The organism is Hypnocyclicus thermotrophus (genome assembly GCF_004365575.1).
Taxonomy (GTDB): Bacteria; Fusobacteriota; Fusobacteriia; order Fusobacteriales; family Fusobacteriaceae; genus Hypnocyclicus; species Hypnocyclicus thermotrophus.
The window spans coordinates 189,104-207,200 of sequence record NZ_SOBG01000003.1 but is presented as its reverse complement, the minus strand read 5'-3'; the positions used below and the strand labels follow the sequence as shown (position 1 = coordinate 207,200).

Sequence of the window (18,097 nt, the reverse complement as noted above, 5' to 3'; positions counted from 1 at the left end):
ATGAAAAAAGGATTAATACAATTTATGAAAACGCTGAAAAACAATAAAAGCAATCTGACCTATCAGCAGTTTCGTACCATTAAGGGTCAGGCATTTGCGGGAGATATTGAAGGGGCAAGAAAAGGTTTATTCAAGCTATTAGAAAGGCGGTGTGGGTAATGAATATTGAAAAAAAGAATACAGTAGATTTACTTCCCGCTGATTATAATCCTCGTAAGGATTTAAAACCAGGGGATGCTGAATATGAAAAGCTGAAACGTTCCATTGAACAATTTGGTTATGTTGAGCCTGTTATCTGGAATAAGGCTACAGGACGTGTTGTTGGTGGACATCAAAGATTAAAGGTGCTCATTGATATGGGAATTACAGAGGTTGAGTGTGTTGTTATTGAAATGTCAGATGAAAAAGAAAAGGCTCTTAACATAGCTCTTAATAAAATAAGCGGTGATTGGGATAAAGATAAACTTGCCATATTAATTTCTGATTTGCAGGGTACAGATTTTGATGTATCGCTTACTGGGTTTGAACCCGAAGAATTGGATGACCTTTTTAAAGATACGCTAAAAGATGGTATCCATGATGATGACTTTGATGTCGATGAAGAGCTTAAGAAACCAACTATGTCAAAAACAGGAGATGTGTGGTTTTTAGGAAAGCACCGTTTAGTTTGCGGTGATTCTACCAAAGCAAAAACTTATGATTTGCTTATGGGTAAGAAAAAAGCAAATTTGGTTATAACAGACCCTCCGTACAATGTAAATTACGAAGGTAGTGCAGGTAAGATTAAAAATGACAACATGGAAAAGGATACATTTTATCAATTCCTTTTTGATGCTTTTACTAATATGGAAAAGGTCATGGCAGAAGATGCAAGCATTTATGTGTTTCATGCAGATACAGAGGGGCTAAATTTCCGCAAAGCATTTGCTAATGCCGGATTTTATTTATCTGGTACTTGTATTTGGAAAAAGCAAAGCTTAGTGCTTGGACGTTCTCCTTATCAATGGCAGCATGAACCAGTACTGTTTGGATGGAAGAAAAAAGGAAAACATCAGTGGTACACGGGGAGAAAAGAATCCACTATCTGGGAATTTGATAAACCAAGGAAAAGTGCTGATCATCCTACCATGAAACCTATTCCTCTGCTTGCTTATCCGATTATGAATTCCAGTATGAGTAACTGTATTGTACTAGACCCATTTGGAGGTTCAGGAAGTACACTAATTGCCTGTGAGCAGGCTAACCGTATCTGCTATACTGTAGAACTTGATGAAAAATACTGCGATGTTATTGTAAAAAGATATATTGAACAGGTCGGTTCTTTCGATAATGTAAAAGTGCAAAGAGACGGTCTTACCTACTCCTACAAAGAAGTGGAGGTAAGCGATGAAACAAAATAAACCTCAGTCAATGAGTGGACTTACTCTTGGTAGTCTTTTTGACGGTTCGGGTGGCTTTCCATTAGGCGGCTTGATATCTGGTATAACCCCTGTGTGGGCATCGGAAATTGAGCCGTTTCCTATTAGAGTAACAACAAAAAGGCTACCCTTTATAAAACATTACGGTGATGTTTCAAAACTAGATGGTGCCAAAATAGAACCAGTGGATATTATTACATTTGGCTCACCCTGCCAAGATATGTCCGTTGCAGGTAAGCGAAAAGGCTTAAATGGTAATCGCTCAAGCCTTTTTTATGAGGCAATAAGAATTATAAAAGAAATGAGGTGTGCAACCAATGGCAAATATCCAAGATATATCGTATGGGAAAATGTACCTGGAGCATTCTCCTCAAACAAAGGAGAAGACTTTAGGGCAGTCCTCGAAGAAATCTGTAAAATCAAAGATGCCGGTATTACAGTGCCTAAACCTAAGAAATGGTCAGCTGCAGGAGAAATCATGGCAGATGAGGGAACTTGTAGTAGATTCTCTGTTGCATGGAGGGTGCTTGATGCTCAATACTGGGGAGTTCCCCAACGAAGAAAACGTATCTTCCTTGTCGCAGATTTTGCAGGTAGGGGTGCCGGAGAAATATTATTTAAGTCAGAAGGCTTGTCTGGGTATTCTGCGGAGAGCTTCCGCTCGTGGCAAAGAACTACCTCCGATGCTATCAAGGGCATTAAAAAAACAAGCACTGTCTGCTTAAATGACCAAGGTGGAAAAAGAATGGATCTAACGAAAGATGTGACCTGTACCCTTCGTGCAGAAAGCCATCATCCCCCACTTGTATTTGAAAATCATTCACAGGATTCCCGATATAAGGGGCCGCTTGATGTATCACAGACCATCCTTTCAACTTTTGGTACTGGTGGTAATAATCAACCTTTTGTAGTAGAAACACCTAAGACACTGAAAATCCGATGTGGTTGTGAGGGTGGCGGGAAAGGTGCATTGATACAAGATGATATTTCAGCCACCCTTGGTTGTAATAATGATCAAACTTTGTTTGTGCCAAAGGTATACGGTATTTGTTCCAAGGACAGTAATTCTATGAAATCAGATAATCCAAACAGTGGGATTTATGAGGCAGATACATCAAGAACTATTGATGCTAATGGTAGTAACCCATCCTGTAATCAAGGTGGTATGGCTGTGGTGGAAAGCTATGCACTGCAAGGATCTATGATTGGCAGAAAGGACAAGAATGGACCACAAGGTGATGGCATCGGTGAGGAGGTTTCATTTACCCTTAATACAGCAGATCATCATGCAGTTGCTTATGGGATTGATCGTGCCGCATTTAATCAAGGGGAAAATGCAAAGTATAGTTTTGCAGTAGATGAAGAGGTTGAACCGACTATGGTTGCAAAAGGACCAGGTGCTGTTGCTCATCCTACTTACAGTGCAAGTAAGGCATCGTTTTTCACTTCTGCAAAAGAAGAACTGGCAAACACTTTGGTAGCTACAGATTATAAAGATCCTCCACTTATTAATGATGTTGATGGACTTGATTATATTGTCCGAAGGCTGACACCAATCGAATGTGCAAGTTTACAGGGATTTCCAAAATGGTGGTGCAGTAACCTTGAAACAAAAAATCCAACTCAGGATGAAATTATTCTGTGGAAGGAAATCTTCAAAGTTCATGCAAAAGCAATCGGTAAGAATACAAAACCAAAGACGGATAACCAAATTAGAAAATGGTTACAGAAACCGCATTCAGATTCTGCAGAGTATAAGATGTGGGGCAATGGTGTGGCTCTTCCATGTGTATGTTTTGTGTTATCGGGAATTGTGTGGTTTACACAATTTGATAGCAAATAAGTTATCTGTTTTCTACATTAAAAAAGTGTTGAAATCTCTTGCTATTTCTATACTTTAGAGTGATATATGTACATACCAAAAAACAAGGAGGTTTCACACTATGATTATTAAGTATAATGTTTCTGGCAAGGAACGAAAAAAACTAGTTCACGCTATTGCAAGATGGCTGGAGTGCGATGTGAAATATTTAGGTGCTCCGACATTTGCTTACAGGGTAGATAATTTTACCATTGATAAAGATGGTAACCTTGCCTTTGAAGACAAAACTGACAGCGAAATAGTAGAGCGTTTGCTTGAACATCTCTATGATGAAGGCTATGAATGTGAGAATATAGCTGAAGAACCACAGGGTATTGCAATTCAAATGCCACTGGAAGGGTTTGACGATGGTTCACTTAAGAACTTACGCACCCTAGTTGAGGCAAAAGGCAATCTTATTAAAAAAGCAATCGGAGTAAATGAACTTCCAATTAACATCCTTAATGATAGATTGGATTTTCCTTGGTTTCCTGAAGAGCCTACTCCAGATGAAGTAAAGGCCTATATGCATTTTATAACGGCTCTTTGCAATTTAGCAAAGAAACAAAAAAGGGTAACTGTAAAGAAAAAAGATATCGATAACGAGAAGTATGCATTCCGTTGTTTCCTTTTAAGGCTTGGTTTTATTGGAAGTGAGTATAAGGAAGAACGCAAGATTCTTCTTCACAGATTAACAGGGTCAACTGCATTTAAAAATGGCAAAAAGGATGAGGAGGTGAAATCATGCGAGTAATTTCTAAAGAGGAACTAAAAAGCCTTCGTAAGCAATATACAGCAGGATGTCGAGTTGAACTTCTACAGATGGATGACATACAAGCACCACCAATAGGAACAAAAGGAACAGTTATTGGTGTTGATGATATTGGTTCAATCATGGTGAAATGGGACAATGGTTGTGGCCTTTCGGTAGCCTATGGCGAAGATAGGTGTAGGAGGATTGACAATGAATAAGAAAATTAAAGAACAGATTCTTGCAGTTCGTGATACAGGCCTTACCAATATGTTTGATATCCATGCGGTACAAAGAATTGCCTATGAAATGGATTTTTATGAACTGGTGAATTTCATTGAAGATGAAAAGGAAAAGTATGTGAAATTCATAATCAACGGTCAAGAGGATTAAGTTATGTGGAAAGAAGGAAGTTTGAAAGTTTATAATAGTATTTTCCACTATTGGATGAAAGTTTATGATGAAAGCAGTAAGTTCGGTATTGATGGAGGTAGGGTCAGCAAACTTCACTTTAAAGCGTAACGGTGAAATTGTATGCAACTATGATAGAGGTTGGGATATAAAGCCGGTTGATAAAGAAACACAGCGTGCACTCGAAGTACTTCTCCACAGTGAGAATTACTAATTTGCAAAATAAAATATAAATGGATAGGGATTGAGCTATAAGGCTCTTTCTCTCATAATACAGCTGAAATAAGGCTGTATTTTTATGTTTACAAAAAGGAGGTGACCGCATATCAAAAAGCTGAAGGAATACAAACCGACTCGATTTAAAGCAAAGGATTCATACTATGATAAGGATGCTGCAGATTATGCGGTCGGTTTTATAGAATGTTTGTGTCATACCAAAGGCATATGGGCAGGAAAGCCGTTTGAACTAATTGATTGGCAGGAGAGAATAATTCGTGATATTTTTGGCATTTTAAAGCCAAATGGCTACAGGCAGTTTAATACGGCATATATAGAGATACCAAAAAAAATGGGTAAATCAGAACTTGCTGCAGCTGTGGCATTATTACTTTGCTGCGGCGATGGTGAGGAACGTGCTGAAGTTTATGGGTGTGCCGCTGACCGTGGGCAAGCTACCATTGTTTTTGATGTAGCAGCCGATATGGTGCGTATGTGTCCAGCACTGAATAAGCGAGTGAAAATCCTCGCATCGCAGAAAAGAATCATATATTTGCCTACTAATAGTTTTTATCAAGTGCTGTCCGCTGAGGCCTACAGCAAGCACGGATTTAATATTCATGGGGTTGTATTTGATGAGTTGCATACGCAGCCCAATAGAAAACTTTTTGATGTAATGACAAAAGGCTCTGGTGATGCCAGAATGCAGCCATTGTATTTTCTTATCACTACAGCTGGAACGGATACAAAATCTATTTGCTATGAAACACATCAAAAAGCAAAAGACATCTTGGAAGGCAGAAAGATTGACACTAGATTTTACCCAGTTATTTACGGTGCAGATGAGTCGGATGATTGGACTGACCCAAAAGTATGGAAGAAAGCAAACCCCTCTCTTGGAATTACAGTTGGCATTGATAAGGTAAAGGCTGCTTGTGAATCTGCAAAGCAAAACCCTGCTGAAGAAAACTCTTTCAGACAATTAAGGCTTAATCAATGGGTAAAACAAGCAATCCGTTGGATGCCAATGGATAAGTGGGATAAATGTGCCTTTGCTGTATCAGAGGAAGATTTAAAAGGCAGAGTCTGCTATGGTGGTCTTGACCTTTCTTCTACAATAGATATCACGGCATTTGTGCTAGTATTCCCACCAATAGATGAAGATGACAAGTATCATATTTTACCTTATTTTTGGATACCCGAGGAGAACCTTGATTTAAGAGTAAGACGTGACCACGTTCCTTACGATGTATGGGAAAAACAAGACTTTCTTAAAACAACCGAGGGTAATGTTGTTCATTATGGGTTTATAGAGAAATTCATAGAGGAACTTGGCATGAAATTTAACATAAGAGAAATCGCATTTGACCGTTGGGGTGCTGTTCAGATGGTACAAAACCTTGAGGGAATGGGGTTTACCGTTGTTCCATTTGGACAGGGATTTAAAGATATGAGCCCTCCAACAAAAGAATTAATGAAACTAGTATTGGAAGAGAAAATGGCGCATGGTGGGCATCCTGTTTTAAGGTGGATGATGGATAATATCTACATCCGTACCGACCCGGCAGGTAATATAAAACCGGATAAAGAAAAATCAACAGAGAAAATTGATGGTGCTGTGGCAACGGTTATGGCCCTTGACAGAGCAATCCGCTGTGGTAATGGTACGAGTGCTTCGGTATATGACGAGCGAGGGATTTTGTTTATTTGAAAGGAGTGTGATTTTACATGAGCATATTTAGCGGCCTTTTTAGGTCAAGAGATAAGCCTACTAACAGAACTGTTGGTTCAAGCTATGCCTTCTTTTTAGGAGGTTCAAATTCTGGGAAAGTTGTGACAGAACGCTCTGCCATGCAGATGACAGCGGTTTATTCTTGTGTTCGTATTTTAGCAGAGGCGGTTGCGGGTTTGCCTTTACACCTTTATCGCTATACTGATGATGGTGGCAAAGAAAAAGCACTTGACCATCCGTTATATCATCTGTTCCATGAAGAGCCTAACCCTGAAATGAGTTCATTTGTGTTTAGAGAAACGCTTATGACTCATTTGCTTTTATGGGGTAATGCTTATGCACAGATAATTCGTAATGGTAAGGGTCAAATTGTTGCACTTTATCCGCTTATGCCAAACAAGATGACAGTGGATAGAGATGAAAACGGTCAGCTGTATTATCTATATACCAGATCATCGGATGAAGCTCAAACTATGAAAGGGGTCACAGTCAAACTTAGTACTTCTGATGTTCTGCATATTCCTGGACTTGGGTTTGATGGTCTTGTTGGATACTCGCCAATTGCAATGGCAAAAAATGCTATTGGTCTTGCAATCGCCACGGAAGAATATGGAGCTAAATTTTTTGCTAATGGGGCAGCACCAAGTGGTGTGCTTGAACATCCAGGAACAATTAAAGACCCTAGCAAAGTTCGTGAGGCTTGGCAGACACAGTTTGGAGGCAGTGCTAATTCCAACAAAATAGCTGTGCTTGAAGAAGGAATGAAATATACACCGATATCAATTTCACCCGAACAGGCACAGTTTCTTGAAACAAGAAAATTTCAGATAAATGAGATTGCTCGAATTTTCCGAGTACCACCACATATGGTTGGTGATTTGGAGAAGTCGAGTTTTTCTAATATTGAGCAACAATCACTAGAATTTGTAAAATACACACTTGACCCTTGGGTAGTCCGTTGGGAGCAATCGTTGTCACGTATTCTTTTTACTCCAGAAGAAAAAAAGAAATACTTCTTTAAATTCAATGTAGAGGGACTGCTTAGAGGTGACTATGCAAGCCGTATGAACGGTTATGCGACAGCAAGCCAAATTTATTCTATGCTTATGGATTATAAGGGGGATATAACTGTGAAGATTGACGGTATTGCTGCTAGTGCTGCATCCGTTATTGCTATGGCAGGTACAAATGTTCTAATGTCTCCTACTGCACTTATGATGATTCATAATCCTGCAACTATTGCAGTTGGTGACCACGAAGATATGCAAAAAGCTATGGATATGCTCGGTGAAGTTAAGGAAAGTATTATCAATGCTTATGAAATCAAGACTGGTCAATCGCGCACTAAACTTTCGCATCTTATGGATTCGGAAACTTGGATGAATGCAAACAAGGCAATAGAATATGGCTTTGCAGATGATGTGCTTAAAGATGAAAAATTAACCGATATTGCCGTTTCTGCATATGCATTTTCTAGAAAAGCAGTTGCAACCAATCTGCTTAACAAAATTGCGGAAAAGACTACACACGTAACTGCAGTGAAAACTGCTAAACCCGAAGGACGCTCTGTTGAAGAACTTAAAGAGCGTCTTTTTGCTATTAAAAAATATTTATAAATGGAGGAATTACCTATGACTATTACAGAAATGCGTGAAAAACGTGCAAAGATGTGGAATACAATGGAAGGTTTCCTTGATACCCACAGAAATGAAAAGGGTGTTTTAAGTAGCGAAGATGATGCTACTTATACCAATATGGAAAAAGACCTTGATGATCTCACTAATGAAATCAAACGTATGGAGCGAAAAGATGCCATTGAGGCAGAACTTAATAAGCCTGTGAATATACCCCTTACTGAAAAACCTATGAATGTCAAAGATGATAACAAAACCGGCCGTGGCTCCAATGAATACACGAAGAGTTTCTGGAATGTAATGCGTTCCAAGGCTCCTATCCCTTCTGCTATAAATGCTCTGCAGGTTGGGACTGATTCGGAGGGCGGCTACCTTGTTCCTGATGAGTTTGAGCATACACTGGTTGAGGCTCTCCAAGAAGAGAATATTTTTCGTCAGCTTGCAAAGATTATCCAGACTTCTAGTGGTGACCGCAAGATTCCTGTTGTTGCAACTAAAGGTAGTGCATCTTGGATTGATGAAGAAGGTGCTTTCACTGAGAGTGATGATTCCTTTGGTCAGGTGTCTATTGGCGCTTATAAGCTTGGCACAATGATTAAGGTGTCCGAAGAACTTTTAAACGATAGTGTATTTGATCTTGAGAGCTATATTACTAAGGAATTTGCTCGCCGTATTGGAACTAAAGAAGAGGAGGCATTCTTTACTGGTGATGGTTCTGGAAAACCTTTAGGTATTCTTGCTACAACAGGTGGTGCCCAAACAGGTATCACAACAAAAGGAGAAAATGCTATTACGTCTGATGAGGTAATTGATCTATTTTATAGCCTTAATGCACCTTATCGTAAGAATGCCATATGGATTCTTAATGATGCAACTATAAAGGCTATTAGAAAGCTTAAAGATGGCAGTGGTCAGTATTTATGGCAGCCTTCCCTTACTACAGGAGCTCCTGATACTTTACTGGGAAGACCGGTTAAAACTTCTGCTTATATGCCTACTATTGCAGCAGGAGCAAAGACTATTGCATTTGGTGACTTTGGTTATTATTGGATTGCAGACCGTCAAGGTAGATCTTTTAAGAGACTTAATGAACTGTATGCTGCAACGGGACAGGTTGGGTTCCTTGCATCTCAACGTGTAGATGGGAAACTTATTCTTTCAGAAGCTATTAAAGTTCTTGCTCAGAAATCTTAAGGAGGAATGACCTATGAGTTATAATGCTAAAAACTATACCGAACAGGGCGGCGAAAAAACCGTTATTGGTGGAACTCTTGAAATCAGTGGCACTCTAGAAATTAAGGAGGGTGCTGCAATTTCTGGTCTTCCAAAAGCTGAAATGCAGGCAGACAGTACAGCAGAGGATATATCAAGTCTTGTTACAGACTTTAATGCACTTCTTACAAAACTTAAAGCTGCTGGTTTTATTGCAACGGAATAACAAAGGAGGAGGTGGTGATGGCAACTACAGGATTACTTGATAAAGTAAAGCAAAATCTCATAATCGACCATACGGCAGATGATGTGCTACTTAACAGTTATATCACTGCCGCCGTTTCTTATGCGGAAAGTTATCAGCATATTGAAGAAGGTTATTATACAACTAATGTTATGCCTGCTACTACAGAACAAGCAATAATTATGCTTGTAAGCCATTTTTATGAATCAAGAGATGGTTCTACAGGTGGATTTTTTGCAGACAATGTTTCTGCAAGTCAGCAAGTTTGGAATACGGTCAATCTTCTTTTGCGGCTTGACCGTGATTGGAAGGTGTGAGATGAGTTTTGGTAAGATGAACAGTTTTGCTGATATTAAAGCAATAACAAAAACAAAAGATGCCGAAGGGTTTGCAACTACTGCAGAAACATCACTTGCTTATGTTCGTGTTTATAGAGAAGGCAGGCATGGGAGTGTGCGTTGGGCAAACCTTGCTGCTTTTTCGGAGGCTACAGACCTTTTTAGATTCCGCATTATTCCAGGAGTTACTGTTACAACTGAGCATTTCATTGAGTGTGATGGTGAACGTTTTGATATTATTTCTGTAGAAAATGTTAAAGGACGTGGAATGTATATAGAGGTTTTAGCTAAAAAGGTGGTGAGTACGGTTGGCAAAGGTTGATATAAAGATGCCAGAAGATTTTCTACTTAAAATGTCTAGACTTGGGGACAAGAGTGATGATATTGCAGAAAAGGTACTTGAGGCGGGTGGTGACGTTATCCTTTCTAAAGTAAAAAGTAATCTGTCATCTGTGGTTGGTAAGAATACAAAGTATGAATCTCGTTCCACAGGAGAGCTTACAAATGCTCTCGGTGTAACTGCAGTCAAAATGGACAGAAACGGCAATCACAATGTAAAAATTGGTTTTGCAGAACCAAGATCTGAAGGAGAAAGCAATGCTAAACTCGCCAATATTATTGAGTATGGTAAGCATGGTCAGCCTGCAAAGCCTTTTTTGAAACCGGCAAAAAATTCCTCAAAAGCAGAGTGCATATCTGTTATGCAGAGCACATTTGAAGAGGAGGTTCGAAAACTATGAGTGTTCTATCTGATTTGAAAAAAACATTAGAGCCTTTATTAATCCCTATTGAAACAGGGGTATTTTCTAATAATGCTCCATCTAGTTACATCGTAGTTGTGCCTATGTATGACACTTTTGAGCTTCATGCAGATAATGAACCTAGCATTGATGTTCAAGAGGCTCGGATTTCTTTGTTCTCTAAAGGAAGTTATACAACAGCGAAAAATGCTATCGTGCGAGCATTACTCTCTGCTGATTTTACAATTACCGCACGAGGATATGTCGGTTACGAAACCGAAACAGGCTATCATCACTATAATGTGGATGTAGCTAAATTTTATGAAATGGAGGAAAACTAAATGGCTACAATTGGTCTTGATAAACTTTATTATGCTCCGATTACTGAAGATGCAGTTACAGAAGAGGAAACCTATGACACCCCCGTACAGCTTGCAAAGGCGATTTCTGCTGAATTATCTGTTGAACTTGCTGAGGCTACTCTTTATGCAGATGATGGAGCATCTGAAGTTGTAAAGGAATTTAAAAATGGTACGCTTTCTCTGGGTGTGGATGATATTGGAACAGCAACGGCTGCAGCACTTACGGGGGTATCTGTTGATAACAATAATGTTGTTATTTCTGCAAGTGAGGACGGTGGTAACCCAGTTGCGATTGGATTTCGTGCTAAGAAATCTAATGGTAAGTATAAGTATTACTGGCTTTATCGTGTTAAGTTCGGTGTTCCAGCTACAAATCTTGCTACCAAAGGTGATAGCATTACATTTTCTACACCTACCATTGAGGGGACTGTACTTCGCAGAAATAAAGCAGATGCAAGTGGCAAGCATCCATGGAAAGCTGAAGTTACTGAAGGAGATGCTGATGTTCCAGCATCTGTTATTAGTGATTGGTACACTCAGGTTTATGAACCTAATTTTGTAGAGTAGGGAGGAACGATAAATGAATAATGAACGTACAGCAAATATTATGATTGGTGATGAAGAACATAAACTTCTTCTTACCACAAAGGCAACAAAAGAAATAGCAGGTCGCTATGGTGGTCTTGAAAACCTTGGTGATAAGTTAATGAAATCAAAAAATGTTGAAATGGCTCTTTCAGAAATCGTATGGCTTATTACGTTACTTGCAAATCAAAGCATTCTCGTTTATAACCTTAAGCACAAGGAACAGCCAAAGGATTTGCTTACGGAAGATAAGGTAGAAATTCTGACTAGTCCTATTGATTTGGCTGAATACAAAGAGGCCATTATGAATGCTCTTTATAAGGGCGCAAAACGAAATATAGAAAGTGAACCAGAATCAAAAAACATGGTGGCCCCGTAAGTGATGAAGAATTATTTACGAGGCTTTTATATTACGGCATTAGTCAATTGCATCTTACACAAGATGAATTTTGGCTGATGCCGTTTGGTTTATTTCTTGATTTATGGGAGTGCCATAAGCAGTATAACGGTTTATCTCGTCCTAAACGGGAAATGTTTATTGATGACATCATACCAGATGGAATTTGATAAAGGAGGTGGAAAGCATGGCAGATAATTTTGGCTTGAAAATAGGTCTGAGGGCGAAAAAGAATTCAAGAAGGCTCTTACTGAAATCAATCGAACCTTTAGGGTTCTTGGATCTGAAATGAAACTAGTAGCATCACAATTTGATAAAAATGATAATTCTGTACAGGCTCTTACAGCTAGGAACCAAGTCTTGAATAAAGAAATTGATGCTCAAAAGAGTAAGATTGAAACTCTGCGTGGTGCTTTAAATAATGCTGCCACTTCCTTTGGAGAGAATGACCGTAGAACGCAAAATTGGCAGATACAGTTAAATAATGCATTAGCTACTCTAAACAATATGGAACATGAACTTGACCAGAATAATTCTGCACTTGTAGAAGCAAATGCCAACTATGATGATGCCGAAGAATCTCTTAATAATATGAACCGTGAAATGGATGATGTTACAGATAGTGCAGATGATATGGGGGATGAAATTGAAGATGCAGGTGACTCTGCCCAAAAGTCTGAAAATAAGTTTAAGGGGTTAGGTACTGCGCTCAAATCAGTAGGTGTCGCAATGGGTGCAGTGGTTGTAGCTGCCGGTGCTGCAGCTGTCAAACTAGGTAAAGAGGTTATATCAGCTTATTCTGATTATGAACAACTTGTCGGTGGTGTCGATACTTTATTCCAAGAATCATCGGGTAAACTACAAGAATATGCAGCTAATGCATATAAAACGGCAGGTCTGTCTGCAAATGAATATATAGAAAATGTTACAAGTTTTTCTGCAAGTTTGATTTCTAGTCTTGGTGGTGACCAGAAAAAGCAGTGGAATATGCTGATATGGCTATAACGGATATGTCTGATAATGCTAATAAAATGGGTACGGATATGTCTGCCATTCAAAATGCATATCAGGGCTTTGCAAAGCAGAACTATACGATGCTCGATAATTTGAAACTCGGATATGGAGGTACCAAGACCGAGATGGAAAGATTGCTTGCTGATGCAGAGGCTATATCGGGTATTCACTATGATATAACATCGTATGCAGATGTTGTTTCTGCAATTCATGTAATACAGGAAAATATGGGAATAGCAGGAACTACTGCAGCAGAGGCAGAGCATACAATTTCCGGTTCTATTAATTCACTGCAATCTTCAATCAGTAACTTAGTTGTAGGTTTCGGTAATGCGGATGCAGATATGGAATTGTTATGCCAGAATGTTGTGGATGCATTTAAAAATGTGGTAACAAATATAACTCCAATTATTGCAAATATTGTGGCTGCACTTCCTATGGCAACAGGTGCACTATTAGAGTCGGTATCAGATTTGTTGCCAATGTTAATACAGACAGTTACAGATTTGTTTTCTCAAGTGTTAAATACCCTCTTAAATTTACTGCCTAATCTTATTCCCGCGGCGGTAGATGCTGTTATTACAATTGTAGATACAATAATTGAAAATCTACCGCTACTGATAGATGCAGCGGTTCAGATGATAGCAACTTTGGTTCAAGGCATTGGTGAGTCATTACCACAACTAATCCCTGCAGCAGTAAATGCAATTGTTACAATCGTCCAAGGATTACTTGAAAATCTTCCTATGCTACTTGATGTTGCACTTCAATTGATACTAGGTTTGGCACAGGGACTTCTTGATGCAATACCTCAATTAATTGCAGCACTTCCTACAATCATTACGGCAATTGTGGAGTTTGTTATTAATGCAGTACCCCAGGTTATTGATGCAGGTATTCAGCTTTTGACTTCCCTTGTGTCTGCTTTACCGGAAATTATTACAGTAATTGTAGAGGCAATTCCACAGGTAATAGATGGTATTCTTACCGCAATACTGGGTGCTATTCCCCAGCTGATTCAAGCAGGCATTGATTTGCTTGTCGCTCTTATACAAAACTTGCCAACTATCATCACTACAATTGTGAGTGCAATACCTCAGATTATTTCAAGTATTGTAAACGCTCTTGTGGGCAATATCGATAAGATTATTATGGCGGGCGTTCAGCTTTTCGTTGCATTGATTCAGAATCTACCTACCATTATTGTTGAGATTGTAAAAGCAGTTCCACAAATAATTGCAGGAATTGTTTCTGCCTTTACAAATAGTATGGGAAAGATTGTAGAAATCGGTGGAAACATTGTAAAGGGTCTGTGGCAAGGAATTCAGCAGCTTTCATCATGGCTATGGGATAAGGTCAGTGGATGGATTAGTGGTATTTGGGATGGAATCTGTGACTTCTTTGGTATTCATTCTCCGTCAAAGCAAATGGGATGGGTAGGAGAAATGCTTGTTAAAGGTCTTACTAATTCCATAGATAATAATGGTGATAATGCTGTGAAAGCAGCTGAGGTTATGAGTAATGACATTAACGATGTTATGACTGGTCTTGCTGATGATATGAATACGGCACTTCCATCCAACTTTTCTGTGAATACATCGGGTGGAGATGTTATTTCAAATATAGCACCTTCTTCTAATGGCTTTGGAGGCTCTCTTGTTACGGTTCAGCAGATGGTTGTTCGGAGTGATGAAGATATACGAAAAGTATCACAAGAATTATATAATTTGATTCAAACCGGCTCACGTGCTCAAGGTCGGTTTACAACTGCTTAGGGGGTGAGCTTATGGGTTTTTCTTATAATGATATTTCTTCAAATAGCATGGGACTTAAAGCCAGACTTACTTCATGGCAAGTCTGTGGGGGTATGCGAAATTTCACGACAACTGTTCCAGGAAAATATGGTGTAACAGATTTTGGTGCAGACTTTGATTTCCGTGAAATTACAGTAGCTTGTAATATCTTTCCCAAGCATACATTCTCTGCGTTAGTTAAAACCATTGATGAAATTTCTACATGGCTTGACCCTATGCAGGGATTAAAACAACTTATTTTTGATACAGTACCGGATAGATATTTTATGGCAAGGTTAAACGATAAGGTTGATTGTGAGAGGCTCATTCGTTCAGCTGGAAGTTTTAATTTAAAGTTTTTTTGTCCAGATCCATTTGCTTATGCAGTAATAGATGAAACCTACAATATTACGGAGGAAGGGGCTCATACGGTTATAAGGACCAAAGGCAACATCAAATCCAATCCAATCTACTGTATCCAAGGAATAGTTACCCCATCTGTAAACAACTATATAACAATTACAACTAGTAGTAAAGAATTAAAGATTGTAAATGCGGTTTTGTCAGACAATGAAACACTTGTAATTGATGCCGATAAAATGACTGCTTATGTGGAGGATGAGAATGGTATAGTTATGAGAAATGCTTTGCCATATTTGGAAGAATTAAATTTTCCATACCTTGATGTTGGCGCAAATACTATAACAATAGAAACAAGTAATGCTACTTTTACCAAGTTGAATATTTATGCAAAGAGTAGATGGAGGTGATGGAATGTCTTTAAAAACAATTTTAAATAAGCAGACGGATTTCACAGGTGAATTCCCAGTTGATTATGCAAAATCCGGACTATGGAGATTCAATGATACATCTGTTGATGATGATTATTGTGTTATTGATTCTTCTGGGTTAAACCGTAAGATGAAGATTGTGAATTATTTAGGGACGACTGCAAGTTTGCTTAATGGTCAAAAAGGAGGATATGTAAGGATTAACATCAGTAATCCATCTACAGAAAAGACATATCTCAAAGTAGAAAATGATGGTAGCTTTTTTGCTGATATAGGTGAACGCATTATTGTTGGTGGTTGGATAAAACCGACAACTTATTCTGTTGGAAACACATATTGTCCAATATTTAATACTCGATATGGTCCTGGACAGCCTATTTTTTATCTTTCCCTTTATAGTGGAAGGCCGAGAATTATGCTTTATAATTCATCTGGTTCACTTATATTGGATAAATCACTCACATCAACCATTACGCTTGTAAACGGAGGTGTATATTTTATTGCAATGGTAATAGAGCCAAATAATAAAAAAGCTTGGATTGTTCTAGGTGACCGTGACAGTGGTGAAAGCTGGGTATCAGATGAAAATACTTTCACAGGGACGCTTAATCCCTCTTGCGTGGCTGACATTGTTATGGGTATGCACGCTGATGCTTACTGGTATGCAGGTAGCTTTGATGATTGGTTTCTAGATATGGATTCTAATCTAACAACAGATGACCTTGTAAATTATTTTAATGCATCCCTTTGTGCAAATGGTGGTGATACAAGTGGGAATATTGATGCTATTACGGAACCAGGGACAGTTATGTTACGTAGTACAAATGGTGTATATAAAGCAGAAGGTACACTTTATACGGCACCTGCTGTTTGTAATTTATCTGGCATAGGTAAGGTATCTGTTACAAGTGAATATATCTCGGGCACAACAGCTGTCGGTACAATTGAAACTTCTACAAGTGATGACCTTATTAACTGGAGTGATTGGGTTGCAGTTCCAACGGATGGGAAACTAAAATCACCAAATAAAGCTTATATTCGGTTTAGAGTAATGCTTAGTACTACGGATACAAGCAAGACTCCAAAGCTTTCGGAGATTAGGTTATATGATATTCCAAAGTCACCTTATGAAAAAATTGGCTATGCAAGACCGGTGGTCCTTGATAGTAACGGAGCATGGGAAGCTGTTCTTGAAAATGCATACAATATTGTGGTTACAAGCGAAATTAATGGTGAAGATACACTTTCTTTTAACATTCCATATCGTGACACAAAGAGAAAATATATTGACAGCGAAAAGAAAATACAAATTGTCGATGATATTTATAAAGTTCGTACTATTACGGATATAAAGGATAGTGAAGGTAATCTTGCAACAGAGGTGTATGCAGAAGCAGAGTTTTATGATCTCACTTTTTCAGTTAGAAAAGAGGAATACAAATTTGATGCAGAAACAGCAGAGGTTGCCATGGCATATGCACTTGAAGGCACAGAGTGGAATGTTGGTACAGTTAATGTTAAGACAAAGAGAACTTGGACCAGTACAGAAAAAAATGCTCTTTCAATTCTTCGCAGCATAGCAGATTTTCACGGCGGTGACCTTGTTTTTGACTGTCCAAACAGGCTGGTACATCTTCTGAGTATAAATGGTAAGGATAGTGGTGCCTTGTTTGCATATAAGAAAAATATGAAAAGCATTAAACGTGTGGTAGATACGAGAAGTCTTGTAACAAGGCTCTATGCTATTGGTGCGGATGGTCTAACTTTTGCTGATATAAATAATGGCAAACCTTATATTGAGAATTATACCTATTCATCTGATATTCGTATTACTACGTTGGATTGTTCCTCATTTACCAATCCTTATCAAATGAAAGAGTATGCCGAAATGCGACTTGCTGAGTACTGTAAACCATCTATTTCCTATGTTCTTAATGCCATGGACTTATCTGTTCTTACAGGATATGAACATGAGTCTTGGTCACTTGGGGATTATGTTCATGTTGAAGATAAAGACTTAGGACTTTCTGTTACAACTCGTGTTGTTCGCAGAGAATATAATTTGCAAGAGCCGTGGAATACAGTACTTGAACTTTCTACTACGCTTAAGAATCTTGGTAGTTCTGCAAGTCAATGGGATAATCTAGCCGATTCTTTAGAGGGTACGAGCATGGTTACCAATAATGATATCCGTGAAATGGTGCCTTTTAATCTACTTCGAAATTCTCGTGCAGATGATGGTATGGCATATTGGGTAAACTCAGGTTTTGAGGCTGATAGTGATAATGGTGTAAGTGGCACAGGATCTTTTAAAGCAACAGGAGTGGCAGGTATGACGAAAAGTATGTCACAGACAGTTTATCCTGCGAATCGGTCAAGCTACACGTTATCTGCTCAGATTGCCTCTGAAGATTTAGAAAAGTTAAGTGATGATTCACAGGTAGGTTTTGAAGTGGTTATTAAATATGAAGATGGAACTACGGAAACACGATTTATTGATTTGTATTAGGGGGTGGACTTGTGGCATATTTTTCAAGAACAACAGAAAAGATAACTCCTCAAAGTTACTATTCAAAAGTTAAGTCCATTACCATTTGT

General features: G+C 38.6%; 22 protein-coding genes. All 22 read left to right on the top strand.

All coding sequences use genetic code 11. From position 1 onward, the window contains the following. The gene (locus EV215_RS10510) at positions 1-159 is read left to right on the top strand and encodes a hypothetical protein (RefSeq protein WP_166667347.1); all 159 of its coding nucleotides are present in this window, start codon (positions 1-3) and stop codon (positions 157-159) included. After that, positions 159-1,400 carry a site-specific DNA-methyltransferase gene (locus EV215_RS04530; RefSeq protein ID WP_134112805.1) on the top strand — a complete coding sequence of 414 codons (1,242 nt, stop codon included), beginning with the start codon at positions 159-161 and terminating at the stop codon, positions 1,398-1,400. Before EV215_RS10510 ends, EV215_RS04530 begins: the two co-directional genes overlap by 1 nt. Beyond that, on the top strand, positions 1,387-3,261 hold the full coding sequence (locus EV215_RS04525) for a DNA cytosine methyltransferase (protein ID WP_243832392.1): 1,875 nt from the start codon (positions 1,387-1,389) through the stop codon (positions 3,259-3,261). The genes EV215_RS04530 and EV215_RS04525 overlap by 14 nt, the downstream gene beginning before the upstream one ends. Before the next feature lie 100 nt (positions 3,262-3,361). Further along, the gene (locus tag EV215_RS04520) at positions 3,362-4,033 is read left to right on the top strand and encodes a virulence protein (protein WP_134112804.1); all 672 of its coding nucleotides are present in this window, start codon (positions 3,362-3,364) and stop codon (positions 4,031-4,033) included. Next, on the top strand, positions 4,024-4,251 hold the full coding sequence (locus tag EV215_RS04515) for a DUF4314 domain-containing protein (protein WP_134112803.1): 228 nt from the start codon (positions 4,024-4,026) through the stop codon (positions 4,249-4,251). The genes EV215_RS04520 and EV215_RS04515 overlap by 10 nt, the downstream gene beginning before the upstream one ends. Beyond that, positions 4,244-4,423, top strand: coding sequence for a DUF5049 domain-containing protein (locus EV215_RS04510; RefSeq protein WP_134112802.1), 180 nt, complete (start codon positions 4,244-4,246; stop codon positions 4,421-4,423). Before EV215_RS04515 ends, EV215_RS04510 begins: the two co-directional genes overlap by 8 nt. 3 nt (positions 4,424-4,426) lie before the next feature. Continuing rightward, positions 4,427-4,552: a DUF7678 domain-containing protein gene (locus EV215_RS10750; protein WP_442786020.1), complete on the top strand. Its 126-nt coding sequence runs from the start codon at positions 4,427-4,429 to the stop codon at positions 4,550-4,552. Beyond that, positions 4,515-4,655 (top strand): DUF7678 domain-containing protein, encoded by a 141-nt coding sequence (locus EV215_RS04505; protein WP_442786019.1) that lies wholly within the window; start codon positions 4,515-4,517, stop codon positions 4,653-4,655. Before EV215_RS10750 ends, EV215_RS04505 begins: the two co-directional genes overlap by 38 nt. Before the next feature lie 210 nt (positions 4,656-4,865). Next, a complete protein-coding gene (locus EV215_RS04500) occupies positions 4,866-6,368 on the top strand; it encodes a terminase large subunit (RefSeq protein WP_243832391.1) in 1,503 nt (500 codons plus the stop codon). Between the two features lie 17 nt (positions 6,369-6,385). Next, positions 6,386-8,005 (top strand): phage portal protein, encoded by a 1,620-nt coding sequence (locus EV215_RS04495; RefSeq protein WP_134112800.1) that lies wholly within the window; start codon positions 6,386-6,388, stop codon positions 8,003-8,005. Between the two features lie 15 nt (positions 8,006-8,020). Beyond that, positions 8,021-9,217, top strand: a complete 1,197-nt coding sequence (locus EV215_RS04490) for a phage major capsid protein (protein ID WP_134112799.1) — start codon at positions 8,021-8,023, stop codon at positions 9,215-9,217. A 13-nt stretch (positions 9,218-9,230) separates the two neighbouring features. Next, complete coding sequence (locus EV215_RS04485) at positions 9,231-9,461, top strand: head fiber protein (RefSeq protein WP_134112798.1); 231 nt, start codon at positions 9,231-9,233, stop codon at positions 9,459-9,461. A 17-nt stretch (positions 9,462-9,478) separates the two neighbouring features. Beyond that, positions 9,479-9,796: a head-tail connector protein gene (locus tag EV215_RS04480; RefSeq protein ID WP_134112797.1), complete on the top strand. Its 318-nt coding sequence runs from the start codon at positions 9,479-9,481 to the stop codon at positions 9,794-9,796. A 1-nt stretch (position 9,797) separates the two neighbouring features. After that, positions 9,798-10,139 carry a head-tail adaptor protein gene (locus tag EV215_RS04475; protein WP_134112796.1) on the top strand — a complete coding sequence of 114 codons (342 nt, stop codon included), beginning with the start codon at positions 9,798-9,800 and terminating at the stop codon, positions 10,137-10,139. Further along, positions 10,126-10,557: an HK97-gp10 family putative phage morphogenesis protein gene (locus EV215_RS04470; protein ID WP_134112795.1), complete on the top strand. Its 432-nt coding sequence runs from the start codon at positions 10,126-10,128 to the stop codon at positions 10,555-10,557. The genes EV215_RS04475 and EV215_RS04470 overlap by 14 nt, the downstream gene beginning before the upstream one ends. Further along, entirely contained in the window at positions 10,554-10,898 is a 345-nt protein-coding gene (locus EV215_RS04465) for a hypothetical protein (RefSeq protein WP_134112794.1), read from the top strand. Before EV215_RS04470 ends, EV215_RS04465 begins: the two co-directional genes overlap by 4 nt. Then, positions 10,899-11,486, top strand: a complete 588-nt coding sequence (locus EV215_RS04460; protein ID WP_134112793.1) for a major tail protein — start codon at positions 10,899-10,901, stop codon at positions 11,484-11,486. A gap of 13 nt (positions 11,487-11,499) precedes the next feature. After that, a complete protein-coding gene (locus EV215_RS04455) occupies positions 11,500-11,883 on the top strand; it encodes a hypothetical protein (RefSeq protein ID WP_134112792.1) in 384 nt (127 codons plus the stop codon). Between the two features lie 306 nt (positions 11,884-12,189). Then, positions 12,190-12,906, top strand: coding sequence for a hypothetical protein (locus tag EV215_RS10585; protein WP_208320334.1), 717 nt, complete (start codon positions 12,190-12,192; stop codon positions 12,904-12,906). Beyond that, complete coding sequence (locus EV215_RS04445; protein WP_208320333.1) at positions 12,897-14,690, top strand: phage tail protein; 1,794 nt, start codon at positions 12,897-12,899, stop codon at positions 14,688-14,690. Before EV215_RS10585 ends, EV215_RS04445 begins: the two co-directional genes overlap by 10 nt. A gap of 11 nt (positions 14,691-14,701) precedes the next feature. Further along, the gene (locus tag EV215_RS04440; protein ID WP_134112791.1) at positions 14,702-15,478 is read left to right on the top strand and encodes a distal tail protein Dit; all 777 of its coding nucleotides are present in this window, start codon (positions 14,702-14,704) and stop codon (positions 15,476-15,478) included. Then, positions 15,456-18,008: a phage tail spike protein gene (locus tag EV215_RS04435; protein WP_208320332.1), complete on the top strand. Its 2,553-nt coding sequence runs from the start codon at positions 15,456-15,458 to the stop codon at positions 18,006-18,008. Before EV215_RS04440 ends, EV215_RS04435 begins: the two co-directional genes overlap by 23 nt. The last annotated feature ends 89 nt before the right edge of the window (positions 18,009-18,097 follow it).

Bases quoted from the DNA above. Each gene is read 5' to 3' on its own strand.
- EV215_RS10510 (WP_166667347.1), top strand. From the start codon at position 1: ATGAAAAAAGGATTAATACAATTTATGAAAACGCTGAAAAACAATAAA.
- EV215_RS04520 (WP_134112804.1), top strand. From the start codon at position 3,362: ATGATTATTAAGTATAATGTTTCTGGCAAGGAACGAAAAAAACTAGTT.
- EV215_RS04485 (WP_134112798.1), top strand. From the start codon at position 9,231: ATGAGTTATAATGCTAAAAACTATACCGAACAGGGCGGCGAAAAAACC.
- EV215_RS04465 (WP_134112794.1), top strand. From the start codon at position 10,554: ATGAGTGTTCTATCTGATTTGAAAAAAACATTAGAGCCTTTATTAATC.
- EV215_RS04505 (WP_442786019.1), top strand. From the start codon at position 4,515: ATGGAGGTAGGGTCAGCAAACTTCACTTTAAAGCGTAACGGTGAAATT.
- EV215_RS04510 (WP_134112802.1), top strand. From the start codon at position 4,244: ATGAATAAGAAAATTAAAGAACAGATTCTTGCAGTTCGTGATACAGGC.
- EV215_RS04455 (WP_134112792.1), top strand. From the start codon at position 11,500: ATGAATAATGAACGTACAGCAAATATTATGATTGGTGATGAAGAACAT.
- EV215_RS04490 (WP_134112799.1), top strand. From the start codon at position 8,021: ATGACTATTACAGAAATGCGTGAAAAACGTGCAAAGATGTGGAATACA.
- EV215_RS04445 (WP_208320333.1), top strand. From the start codon at position 12,897: ATGGCTATAACGGATATGTCTGATAATGCTAATAAAATGGGTACGGAT.
- EV215_RS04435 (WP_208320332.1), top strand. From the start codon at position 15,456: ATGCAAAGAGTAGATGGAGGTGATGGAATGTCTTTAAAAACAATTTTA.
- EV215_RS04525 (WP_243832392.1), top strand. From the start codon at position 1,387: ATGAAACAAAATAAACCTCAGTCAATGAGTGGACTTACTCTTGGTAGT.
- EV215_RS04515 (WP_134112803.1), top strand. From the start codon at position 4,024: ATGCGAGTAATTTCTAAAGAGGAACTAAAAAGCCTTCGTAAGCAATAT.
- EV215_RS10585 (WP_208320334.1), top strand. From the start codon at position 12,190: ATGAAACTAGTAGCATCACAATTTGATAAAAATGATAATTCTGTACAG.
- EV215_RS04475 (WP_134112796.1), top strand. From the start codon at position 9,798: ATGAGTTTTGGTAAGATGAACAGTTTTGCTGATATTAAAGCAATAACA.
- EV215_RS04460 (WP_134112793.1), top strand. From the start codon at position 10,899: ATGGCTACAATTGGTCTTGATAAACTTTATTATGCTCCGATTACTGAA.
- EV215_RS04440 (WP_134112791.1), top strand. From the start codon at position 14,702: ATGGGTTTTTCTTATAATGATATTTCTTCAAATAGCATGGGACTTAAA.
- EV215_RS10750 (WP_442786020.1), top strand. From the start codon at position 4,427: ATGTGGAAAGAAGGAAGTTTGAAAGTTTATAATAGTATTTTCCACTAT.
- EV215_RS04480 (WP_134112797.1), top strand. From the start codon at position 9,479: ATGGCAACTACAGGATTACTTGATAAAGTAAAGCAAAATCTCATAATC.
- EV215_RS04530 (WP_134112805.1), top strand. From the start codon at position 159: ATGAATATTGAAAAAAAGAATACAGTAGATTTACTTCCCGCTGATTAT.
- EV215_RS04495 (WP_134112800.1), top strand. From the start codon at position 6,386: ATGAGCATATTTAGCGGCCTTTTTAGGTCAAGAGATAAGCCTACTAAC.